Below are 11454 nucleotides of genomic sequence, written 5' to 3' on the forward strand. Positions count from 1 at the left end.
ATTTTTTAGCATAGGAGGTGCAGGAATGGTTCTGGATAATCGTTATGGTGCTTTCATAGATCCGAAGTTGAAGGTGATGCCGCTAGGATATGGGCCGCTTGAGGGCCTGAGCTTCACGGTGAAGGATGTGTTCGCAGTTGCCGGTCACACGTCATCCGCGGGCAACCCGGACTGGCTTCGGACGCATTCGGCCTCTACTTATCATGCAGCCGCAGTTCGAAGTCTGCTGATGGCTGGTGCTTCTTTGAAAGGGGCAGCGCTTACGGATGAGCTGATGTACAGTCTGGGAGGAGAGAACTACCATTACGGTACTCCCGTGAATCCTCATGCAGCCGGGTGTATTCCAGGCGGATCGTCCAGTGGTTCCGCTGTCGCTGTAGCCTCCGGGAGTGTTGATTTTGCACTTGGAACAGATACCGGGGGGTCCATTCGTGTTCCTTCTTCCTACTGTGGAGTCTATGGGTTTCGTCCCTCCCATGGAGCGGTGGATATGAAGGGCGTCATTCCACTTTCACCGGGTTTTGATACCGTAGGATGGATGACAGGGCATGTAGAACTATTGCACAAAGTGGGTAAGGTTCTTCTGCCGGTGGGGAAGGAAGAACCTTACCCAAATACTATGGATCAACTTTTTATCGCTACAGATGCATGGACTTTGGTGGAAAAGGAAAGTGAAATACAGCTTTCTAACGCTCTAAGCCGTCTGCAAACGGGTGCAGGCCGTGCTTGGGACATCGAAATTGCTCCGGAAGGACTTAAAGTCTGGATGGATGTGTTCCGAGAGCTGCAGGGTTGTGAAATATGGTCAACCCATGGGGAATGGATTGAGCGGGAGCGGCCTGAGTTCGGACCGGATATTGCTGACCGATTCGCTTGGGCTTCTAGTCTGGTTGCAAAAGATCTTACCTTTGCACAACAGACCAAGGAGGGGATTTCATCCCGTTTGCGTCAACTACTGGGAGAGTCGGGCTGTCTTGTAATACCGACCGTACCGGGTCCTGCTCCGCTGCGCGGAGGAGATTCCCGGCAGCTTGAACGGAATCGGAGCGGGGCGATGATGCTGTGCTGCATTGCAGGCCTAGCCGGCCTTCCGCAGGTTACCCTCCCTGTGAACGGGGAGGATGGTCTGCCACTTGGTATATCTGTTATTGGAGGATATGGGCAGGATTTGCGGCTGTTGTCGTGGATAAAAGAAGTCTGGGGCTAACTTTAACTGCACTCTTTACAACTAAAATAATTTTATATGGCTGAATTACAAAAGTAACTGCACTTTATACAGCTATTTGGAGCGAAGTTGACTGAGAATGGACTAGTGGGAGGATTTAGTTGCGGAAAGTGCAATTAAGTCCATTAGGATGCGGAAATTAACTGAAATAGTGGTACTCAGTACACTTATCTTCAACAAGTGTATGGAATAAGGGGGTTACGATAGCGACCGCTCCTCAGGACGGTCTTTTTTCCATACTCTGATTCACGATATTTAGCAAGTGAACTTGTTACGCATTACAGGATAAATATGGATGAAAATTTAAATTTCTGTGTCATATGTAATATTATCTAACGTACTAGAATGGTATTTTTCACAATCCTCTATTCAAAAAGGTTCATTTTCTCTATAATGTTACATAAGGTAACACATATGCAGAGAAGATACTGGGCTTGAAAAGGAGGGGTGGCATGCATCTCACAGTTGAAGAGGCATTATCCATTTATCCTTTATCAGAAGCAAAGCTTATAGCAGGGTCTAGAGGGAAACATCGAATTGTTAAGTCCATCAATGTGATGGATGCCCCGGACATTTCTGATTGGATTAAGGAAGGCGAAATGCTGCTGACAACAGCTTATTTAATTAAAGATAACCTGGAAGAAGCGTCGGCTTTGCTTCACACCTTGAACCGCCGGGGATCGGCGGGACTTGGCATCAAGCTGGGACGTTTCTGGGATGCCGTTCCGGAAGCGCTGATTACAGAGGCGGAGCTGTTGGGTTTCCCGTTGATTGAGCTGCCTTTTCAATTCACTTTCTCCGATCAAATGAACGGTTTGTTCCGAGCGGAGCTTATACGAAGTACCAGCACCTTGCAGACGGTAATGGAGAAACAAAGAAAGCTGATGCGATTTGCTCTTCGTTCGAGCCGGAGCCAACCGCTATTGGATTCCATATCTGAGGTGATGGGGCATTCACTCGCGGTAATTAACTCCCGGGGAGCCGTTCTCTACAATAACTCACAGTTCCCGGAATCTCAGTTGCTGACGAACTGGCCGTGGATTAACCGGAGCCAGCGTATTCGTATCGATGAAGGGGTGAGTTTTCGAGTCCCTCTTATGCAAGGCGAGGAATGCCATGGTTATCTGCAGTATTTCGATATTGATCCACTATTGCTCCCTGTTGAAGAGAGTTTATTTGTTCAAGGGGCCGAGCTAATTTCATTCCATATTCAGTCAGGGTACGAAAGTTCCTTCGAACCTGATTCACAAAGGGAATTCAGCGGACTGCTCAAACGTTGCTTGAACGGAGGTCTATCTAGTGCGGAATTGGCACAAGCAGCTGCCAAGCTGGATATTGAGCTTCTTCAATCGCCTTTTCAGCTTTTGTTAACGGATGTATCGAGCTTGGGGGAATCCCGGAAGGGTGAGCTGTATCACTTGAAAGAGGAGTATATGGAGCATCCTCTGCTGCAGGAAATGAAGGGGATACATGTCCTTGTAGATGAAGGGTTACTTTCGATTTATCCAGTGGATAAACACAACCCTGAGAACTTACAGGCAATAATAAGTGAGTGCTTTCAAAAGCTGAAATATGAGCCCGGTTATTATCCAAAAGCGGCTATTAGCAGCCGTAAGGCTAAGGCCGAAGGCCTCAAAGAAGCTTTTGCTGAAGTTAAGGTGTGTCTGAGTAAACCCCAGTATTGGGGAGTGAATGAGCATGTTGTCCATTATCGGCAGCTTGAACTCACTCTGATGCTCCAGCAGATTCCTTCAGACATCATGATTAAATACTGTAATGGAACCCTTGGAAACCTGCTGTGCCGGGAACCTGAGTATGTCCGAGAAATGCTGCATACGCTGGAGGTCTATATAGAGAATGACGGTCATATCAACGAAACGGCCAAAAAACTATTTATCCACCGGAATACGGCAACCTATCGGATTGAGAAGCTAAGCGAACTGCTGGATGTTGATTTCAAAAAAATTAACGATTTACTGCGATTGAAACTTGTGTTTATGTTCCGCGGGATGCTGGAAAAGGATTGAAGTAAATAGCAACAACCCAAGGAGGGGTTGCTCATGGATATACACGATATCGTATTGTACATCAAGAACAATGACTCCCCAGCTGTATTGGCTTCTCTAACTGGAGTAGAGGGGCATTCGTATCGCAAAGCAGGTGCGGTCATGCTGTTTTTTGAGAATGGGTCAATGGGCAGTCTCAGTCCAGGGTGTCTGGAAAGTGACTTGCAGCTGCGAACTGCTGAGATTTGGGCATCAGGTCAACCGGAAGTTGTGGAGTACGATATGCTGTCTCCGGATGACTTTTCTTGGGGGGAAGCGGTGGGTTGCGGCGGCAAAATCAAAGTGGTGCTAGAACCCGTTAAAGGAGAGCTGAAGCAGATCCTTCTGGCTGCCAATGAGCGGATGGCAAGGGGAGAAAGCTTGATGCTGCTCCGCAAATTAACCTCACAGGGTGGGTATTCCTATGAGTTGGCAGCGGGTACAGTTGCTGGACCTGTTTCAGATTCCATTGCTTTTAGCACGTTGCTGCAACCTAAGCCGAGACTCGTGATTTTTGGGGGAGGGCATGATGCGGGACCTATTGCCGCTCTGGCGGCCACAGTGGGGTTCCGAATTGCTATCACCGATTGGCGGGAAGGTACCCTAAAGAATGAATTCCCCGGTGCGGAAAGAGTGATTTGTGCCCCTGTAGAGGCGGCTGCCCGTCTTGGAATTAGTTGTGGTGATTATGTGCTCATATGCAGCCACCAGTTCCAGAGGGACCGACATTTTTTGGAGGGTGTGCTACCGTTTAATCCGCATTATATCGGAGTTATCGGGTCTGCCGTGCGTATAAATCTGCTTCTTGAAGGGCTTGAGGTTCCTTCGTCATTGCATGCTCCGGTAGGTATTCCCATTGGCGGGGAAGGACCGGAGGAAATTGCAGTAAGTATTGTTGCCGAAATGATTCAAATTAAAAGGGCAGGCTCGCGTAAACTATCAAAAGGAGGGGACCACTTTGAAAGTAGCAGGTATCTATCTAGCAGCAGGACAAAGCAGACGAATGGGAGTCTCCAAGGTTTCCCTGAAGCTGTCCCAGGAGATTTCACTCGGGAGCGTCGCGCTCAGTGAGCTTGACCGCTGTAATCTGTCTCCGCTAGTCGTTGTGGTACGCGCCGATGACACACTGGAGTGGCTACCACCCGCTGTCCATAAGCAGGAGAGGTTGCGTATTGAGACATGCTTAACCGCCCATCTGGGATTGTCCTTTTCGTTGCGCTGCGGACTTAATGCTGTACTGCCTACACAACCTGATGCTGTTATTGTTGCACTTGCCGATCAACCCTTTATCACGACCGGACTTATTAATCGTCTGATAGAAACCTTTCAGAATTCTCCGGGATTAGACTTTGTGGCCAGCACTCATAAGGGGGCGGGTATGCCTCCTGTGCTGTTCTCCAAGGCATTATTTCCAGCATTGCAGAGTTTGGACGGAGATCGGGGGGCGGCCAGCATACTGCGCTCACCGGATTATAAAGGGGTAGTACTGGAAGCAGACTCCGCACATTATTTCATGGATGCAGACACACATGAAGAGTTCGGGAATATTGTTAGTCATTGGAGTCAGATAAACGGGAATTAGGTCGAATGGTAGAAGTTAATTTTTTATTATGTTAGGTAATATCACATTTTTTAAGTAATGTCATACTCGGATAAGGCGCTGTGCACAAGAAAACCTCTTTTTTTTGTAAAATAAAACAAACGTATGTTATATAAATTTACGTAATGCTCAGGCGTAAGTATAGTAGAGATACATTATTGGCTAAAGCCAATTTTTAAAACCTTGGAGGAGGAGAATTATGAAAAAAAGGGGTCAGTCATTCTCGCTCGGATTACTGCTAATGCTTGTATTGGCGGTAGTGCTGGCAGGCTGTGGTAATAATAATGCCGCATCGACAAATGCAACAGAGGCACCTGCAACAAATGCGGGTACAACAGGGGAAGCTGCTGCCACAACAGAACCGGCTGCGGAGAAACCTAAGGTGGCTTTCGTTTATATCGGTCCTCCGGGTGACGGTGGTTATACTTATCAGCATGATCAAGGTCGCCTTTTTATGGAGAAAGAACTTGGAATTAAAGCGGACTTCGTAGAAAACGTTCCAGAGAGCGCAGATGCGGAACGTATCATCACAGAGCTTGCGCAATCTCATGACATTGTATTTACAACAAGCTTCGGATATATGGATTTCACCCTTAATGTGGCAGGCAAGTTCCCTAATGTGAAATTCCTGCATGCTTCCGGTTACAAAACAGCGGATAACATGGGAACTTACTTCGGTAAAAACTATCAAGCTAGTTATCTTTCCGGGATTGCCGCAGGGAAAATGACGAAGAACAATCAGTTAGGTTATGTTGGAGCATTCCCGATTAGTGAAGTTATCTATAACCTTAATGCCTTTACACTAGGAGCGCAAAGCGTAAACCCGGATGTTAAAGTCGATGTGGTATGGACCAACACTTGGTATGACCCAACGACAGAACGTCAAGCCGCAATCAGCTTGCTGGATAAAGGTGCGGATGTGTTGATGGCTTATCAGGATTCACCGGCTACGCTTCAGGCTGCTGCGGAACGTGGTGCTTTTGCTGGAGGTAATGACTCCGATATGGGTAAATACGCTCCGGATAATTATTTGACAAATCCAGTTTGGAACTGGGGTCCGTATTATGTTAAAGCCGTGAAATCGGTTATGGATGGAACCTGGACGAATGAGCAGTACTCCGGTGACATGGCTGACGGAATGGTTGAGCTTGCACCTTTCGGTAGCAAGGTTCCTGAAGATGTGAAGACACTCGTTGAAGAGGCTAAGGCTAAGATTATCAGCGGCGAACTGGATGTATTCACGGGACCGATTACGGATAATAAAGATGCCGTTAAAGTGCAAGAGGGTCAAAAGCTGACACTTGAAGAAGTGCTGGGAATGAATTGGCTCGTAAAAGGCGTAGTGGGAACTATACCTAACTAAAAGTGAATTTTCTCTAAATATCATAGCTTTAATGCACGACTTAATGGGTGGGGCGGGTTCTATTACAGAACCTTCCCCACCCGTACTATAACTATAAGGAAAGGAGGCGTTCCAAGATGCTGGACCATTCAGTAGAGATGCGGGGTATAGTGAAAAAATTCGGTCCGGTGACCGCGAGCGATCAAGTCGATTTTTCAGCAAATGCGGGTGAGATTCATGCGCTGCTTGGTGAGAATGGGGCAGGGAAAAGCACGGTCATGAGCATGCTGTCGGGTGTATACAGAGCGGATGAAGGAGAGATTCTCATTCATGGCAAAACTGCAAAAATTCGTTCCCCGAAAGACGCAGCCTTACTTGGCGTCGGCATGGTATTTCAGAATTTCAGACTGGTGCAAAGCCTCACAGCAGCGGAAAACATCGTGCTTGGCGAAAAGTCGTCTTTCTGGCGCGGAAGTAAATGGATGAATAAAAAGCACGAGGAGATTGAAGCCCTGGCAGAGCATTTTGGTCTGAAGTTTCATGTAGACCGACCGATATGGCAGTTGTCTGTCGGGGAACAACAGCGTGTGGAGATCGTGAAGACACTGTACCGCGGTGCAGATATTATTATTCTGGATGAGCCGACTTCAGTCCTGACTCCCGGAGAAGCAGAGCAACTCTTTAACACTCTGCAGGTTATGAAGCAAGAAGGGAAAACCGTTATCATGACGACTCATAAAATGAAAGAAGTTATGGCCTCCTCGGATCGAATCTCTGTTATGCGTAAAGGCAAAATGATCGCCACACTGGTCACAGCAGACACGGATGAATTAGAGTTGGCCCGTTTGATGGTGGGTAGAGAGGTTACGATCAGCCGTCAGGAGCGAGAAGCAACAGAGGGGAGTCCCTTGCTGATTGTTAAGGATCTTGATGTCTATGCCGATCATGGCCGTAAGGCACTTGACGGTTTGTCACTTAGCGTGCGTGAAGGAGAAATTGTCGGTGTTGCGGGTGTAGCCGGCAATGGGCAAAAGGAGCTTGCGGAGGTATTGACAGGTCTGCGGACTTGGAAGAACGGTGAGATAACCTTTGACGGCAGTACAGTGAAGTCGGCTTCTGTACGCGGTGCTATCGACGCAGGGATCTCCCATGTTCCGGAGAATCGAATGAAAAGCGGATTAGCTGGACGGCTTGGCTCTGTCGATAACCTCTTATTCAAGTCCTACCGTAGCGAAGAACACTCTAAATTCGGTTTTCTGAAAGCAGGGAAGAATCGATCGTGGTCTGAGGAGCTTGTAAGAAGATTTAACGTGAAGACACCAGAGCTAGATACACCTGTGCAGCAGATGTCTGGCGGTAACCAACAGAAGTTGCTTTTTGCTAGAGAAGTTAGTCATCAGCCAAAGCTGATGGTAGCTGTACATCCCACTCAAGGGCTGGATGTAGCCGCTGCGGCAGGTGTTCATGACCTACTTATGGAGCTGCGGGGAACGGGAAGTGGCGTTCTGCTCATTTCGGAGGATTTGGATGAGCTTCTACAGTTATCTGACCGTATTTTGGTTATTTATAACGGTTCAATTATTGGTGAGGAAACACATGATGACGCAGATCGAGAGACCATCGGGTTGCTGATGGCAGGAATTCAGGGCAGAGAGGGGAGCGTCGTATGAGCCGGATAGATGGAAATAATACTGCAGCAGTGCTTGAACCTTCTCCGTTAAAGACTGGCAAGCGCCCTTCACTGCGTCTGGAATACGATTCAAGCCGTACCCGTTCACCTTGGTGGACACCGGTCCTCTCTGTATTTCTAGCATTGGTGTTGTGTGCCATATTCATTGCTGCCAACGGAATGAGTCCATTTACTGTATATGAAAAAATGTTCCGCGGTGCATTTGGCACCTCCTATGGCTTCACGGAAACTCTGGTAAAAGCAATACCGTTACTGCTATGCGGACTGGGTATCTCGGTTGCTTACCGGATATCGGTATGGAATATCGGGGCTGAGGGACAGCTTACAGTTGGAGCCATGGCGGCTACGGCTGTCACGATTTATTTTCCAGATCTACCATCATTCTGGTCCATCTTGTTAATGCTCATATTCGGTTTCGCTGCGGGAGCCCTCTGGGGGTTAATGACGGCTGTCCCCAGAACACATTTTGGAGTCAATGAGCTTATTACTTCATTAATGCTGAATTACGTAGCACTGCTGGCACTTGATTATGTAGTATTCGGGCCTTGGAAAGACCCCAAAGGCTTTAACTTCCCCGGTTCGCCCATGTTTACTGCAGCGCAATCACTGCCCGTACTGGGTAGTACACGGCTGCACATCGGACTTATATTTGGTCTCGTTGCTGTAGTTATCTATTACTTAATGATCCGGTTTACCCGTTGGGGATATGAATTGAAGCTAATTGGAGCCAATCCGATAGCTGCCCGTTATGCAGGTATTCATATTAAACGGCATATTATTATCGTAATGCTAATCAGCGGTGGTCTGGCAGGAATCGCTGGAATGGCTGAGGTGTCTGGCGTAACCCATAAATTAATGCAAGGTATCTCTCCGGGTTACGGATATACGGCGATTATTGTGGCCTGGCTTGCAAAACTGAACCCGCTGGGGCTAATTGTTACTTCCATCCTGTTCGGAGGTCTCATCGTCGGAGGTTTCAGCGTACAAACCATAGGATTACCTTCGTCTATTTCGGAAATGCTGCAGGGCTCCATCCTGTTTTTCCTGATTGCCGGGGATATGATTCATCGATTCCGCATTCGCCGGAGCGCATAATTAAGGAAGGGGTTATAGAATGGACTTTACTACTCAGTTATTAATAGCGGCGATTTCAGCAGGGACGCCACTCCTTCTGGCTACACTAGGCGGAATATTGAATGAAAGGGCCGGGATCATCCAGCTTGGTGCCGAGGGACTGATGCTGATGGGTGCGGTGACAACCTGTATTGTGTACATTCGCACCGGCAATCTGGCTGTTGCATTACTGGCAACGGTAGCCGTCACGGCTGTATTAGGTTTGTTGCATTCCTTTCTGTGTGTCACGCTTCGGGCGAATCAGACGATGTCGGGTCTTGCGATGACCTTATTTGGGAGTGGGCTAAGTGCTTATCTCGGTAAGCCGATTAGTGGTATTCCACTGCCGGGGCCCTCACCCAAGCTGCATTTAGGTTGGTTGGAGCCTGTTCCGGTTATTGGGAATATATTTGCTAACATGGATTATTTGACATGGTTCAGCCTAGTCTTGGTTCTTGTTCTTCATCTACTGATTCATCGAACATCCTGGGGACTCCATTTGAGGGCCGTTGGAGATAGCCCAGCTACAGCAGATGTGATGGGTATTCGTGTACAACTGATTCGCTACAGCTATGTGATTGCAGGAGCTATGCTAATCGGACTGGCGGGTGCAGATATGGTATTGGCCTATGCACCAACCTGGAACGAAGGTCTAACTGCCGGGCGCGGTTGGATTGCGGTAGGGCTTGTTATATTCGCTAGATGGAATCCGCTAAGAGCGCTGTTCTGTGCTTATTTCTTCGGAGCGCTGGATTCACTGGGTTTCCGTATTCAGTTGCTTGGAAGTGTAGTTCCATCTTATTTTCTCAAAATGATACCCTATCTTGTGACCATATTGGTGCTGATGTATTTAGGCTACCGCAATCGAAATAAGCCTTCCGGTACACCGGAGGCACTGGGTGTTCCCTATATACGGGAACAAAGGTTTTAAAATAGGTTTCACTTTTTAACAATAGAAATTTCTGATGAATAATGCCTGCTGGAGAGGAGGTAGTACGTATGGGAGCGCTAAGGGATGAGGGATTGCTTGGGCAGCCGGGCTTACATCAGCCGCACAGTCTTCACGAGGCTTGGGAGTTGAAGTCAGCTCTGGGGAGTGGCGCTCTGTATGTCTCCGGTGGCACACTCCTGCGAACGCAATGGGATGCCGGGACTTTACCGATGCCCAATCAGCTAATCGATCTCCGGGGTGTTGAAGGTATCGGTATCGGTGAGATCCGTTCAACAGAATATTATCTAACGCTGGGTGCTCTTACTACGCTGTCACTGTGCCGTAAGAACAAATATCTACAGTCTGTGGCTCCGGCGGTTCAAGCAGCGGTGAAGGGGATAGCTGCCCCCGCGGTACGGAATCTGGCTACACTTGGAGGCAATATCGCTTCAGGCTTTGGGGATATCCTTCCGGCATTACTGGTATATGATGCCGAGATGGTTACCTATGACGGTAAATTATTGAATGCTCAGCCCTTGATAGAATGGCTGAACAGCCGATGGGAAGGTGCGGTATCGGCTATGGATATCGTTGCTGAAGTCCGTATTCCTATTCCTAAGGCGAGTGAAAAGGAAGCATCCAGAGTGGAGGTTTACCACAAGATTGGCCGAAGAGAAGCTTTTACTCCATCGCTCGTAACCGTGGCGTTAACCGCTTCAATAGATGCTTCGCATCGGATAAGCAGAGTACGGCTTGCGGCAGGCGGCGGTTCGGGTCGACCGCAGCGGCTTATCGCCGCTGAAGCTATGCTCGAAGGCAATACGTATGAAGAAAGACTGCTCCCTCTTGTATATGAAGCCGTTGTAAATGACTTTGAAACCTATAGCGATCCATTTGCTTCAGAGGCATACAAGAAAAAAACCGCAGGGAACCTGATCGTATCTGAGCTGTGGAAGGCCTTTAAAGTGTAGAAGGTATGCTTGAGTTGCACTTTATACACTTATTCTGAGCTAACATCGATTTTTTCGGCTTTTAGTTGTATTTCGTACATCTAAAAAAGGAAAATTGGCACTTTTCCACACAAATATGGGGAGTTAGATGCATTAACTACAACTAAATGGATTTTTGGTTCCTAGCCAGGATTATAGTTGCACTTCTTGCACTAGACATGCATAGAACCTTACACGAAATCGAAAAACTAAAAAAGTAATAATTTTACAGTTGTGTTTTTTGGATAAAGTGAAAAAAATCAAAGGGCTCATAAAGCGTAGGAGTTAATTACCAAAAAAAGTAATTTTATATTCTGTTTATCCCACAATTATTTTTACGGTTTCTCGCTTGGCACTCATTCGCGGCGGGGCCTCCGCAGGCTTCGGTATTTTTTGTCTTCCCTTCGATCGTCGTGTGGGCTCCATATTCAGAACCTGGATGAAAGAATCCCAGTCACTCGTGAAGTAATATCGCATCTTTCGCAAAAAGTTCCACGGGCTCAGCGACGTCTGTGCTTC

10 protein-coding genes are annotated in these 11454 nt (G+C 47.6%); 9 read left to right on the forward strand and 1 reads right to left on the reverse strand.

The window, feature by feature from the left end:
• Window positions 1–31 precede the first annotated feature (31 nt).
• The 9 genes from J2T20_RS16965 to J2T20_RS17005 all read left to right on the forward strand — a co-directional run bounded on the left by J2T20_RS16965 (window position 32) and on the right by J2T20_RS17005 (window position 10917).
• Window positions 32–1207 carry an amidase gene (locus J2T20_RS16965; RefSeq protein WP_307590356.1) on the forward strand — a complete coding sequence of 392 codons (1176 nt, stop codon included), beginning with the start codon at window positions 32–34 and terminating at the stop codon, window positions 1205–1207.
• A 470-nt stretch (window positions 1208–1677) separates the two neighbouring features.
• On the forward strand, window positions 1678–3252 hold the full coding sequence (locus J2T20_RS16970) for a PucR family transcriptional regulator (RefSeq protein ID WP_307590333.1): 1575 nt from the start codon (window positions 1678–1680) through the stop codon (window positions 3250–3252).
• Between the two features lie 33 nt (window positions 3253–3285).
• A complete protein-coding gene (locus tag J2T20_RS16975) occupies window positions 3286–4341 on the forward strand; it encodes an XdhC family protein (RefSeq protein ID WP_307590335.1) in 1056 nt (351 codons plus the stop codon).
• Window positions 4229–4852 (forward strand): NTP transferase domain-containing protein, encoded by a 624-nt coding sequence (locus J2T20_RS16980; RefSeq protein ID WP_307590337.1) that lies wholly within the window; start codon window positions 4229–4231, stop codon window positions 4850–4852. Before J2T20_RS16975 ends, J2T20_RS16980 begins: the two co-directional genes overlap by 113 nt.
• Before the next feature lie 217 nt (window positions 4853–5069).
• Window positions 5070–6233 (forward strand): BMP family ABC transporter substrate-binding protein, encoded by a 1164-nt coding sequence (locus tag J2T20_RS16985; protein WP_307590339.1) that lies wholly within the window; start codon window positions 5070–5072, stop codon window positions 6231–6233.
• A gap of 116 nt (window positions 6234–6349) precedes the next feature.
• Window positions 6350–7882, forward strand: coding sequence for an ABC transporter ATP-binding protein (locus tag J2T20_RS16990; RefSeq protein ID WP_307590341.1), 1533 nt, complete (start codon window positions 6350–6352; stop codon window positions 7880–7882).
• On the forward strand, window positions 7879–8997 hold the full coding sequence (locus tag J2T20_RS16995; RefSeq protein ID WP_307590343.1) for an ABC transporter permease: 1119 nt from the start codon (window positions 7879–7881) through the stop codon (window positions 8995–8997). The genes J2T20_RS16990 and J2T20_RS16995 overlap by 4 nt, the downstream gene beginning before the upstream one ends.
• A gap of 19 nt (window positions 8998–9016) precedes the next feature.
• On the forward strand, window positions 9017–9946 hold the full coding sequence (locus J2T20_RS17000) for an ABC transporter permease (RefSeq protein WP_307590345.1): 930 nt from the start codon (window positions 9017–9019) through the stop codon (window positions 9944–9946).
• 68 nt (window positions 9947–10014) lie between these two features.
• Window positions 10015–10917, forward strand: a complete 903-nt coding sequence (locus J2T20_RS17005) for an FAD binding domain-containing protein (protein ID WP_307590347.1) — start codon at window positions 10015–10017, stop codon at window positions 10915–10917.
• A 336-nt stretch (window positions 10918–11253) separates the two neighbouring features.
• Here the strand turns inward: J2T20_RS17005 and J2T20_RS17010 are convergent.
• A partial coding sequence (locus J2T20_RS17010; RefSeq protein WP_373457819.1) for a hypothetical protein occupies window positions 11254–11454 on the reverse strand: 201 nt, incomplete at its 5' end.

The sequence above is a fragment of the Paenibacillus wynnii genome (assembly GCF_030812855.1).
In the GTDB taxonomy this organism is placed as follows: Bacteria; Bacillota; Bacilli; order Paenibacillales; family Paenibacillaceae; genus Paenibacillus_AQ; species Paenibacillus_AQ wynnii_A.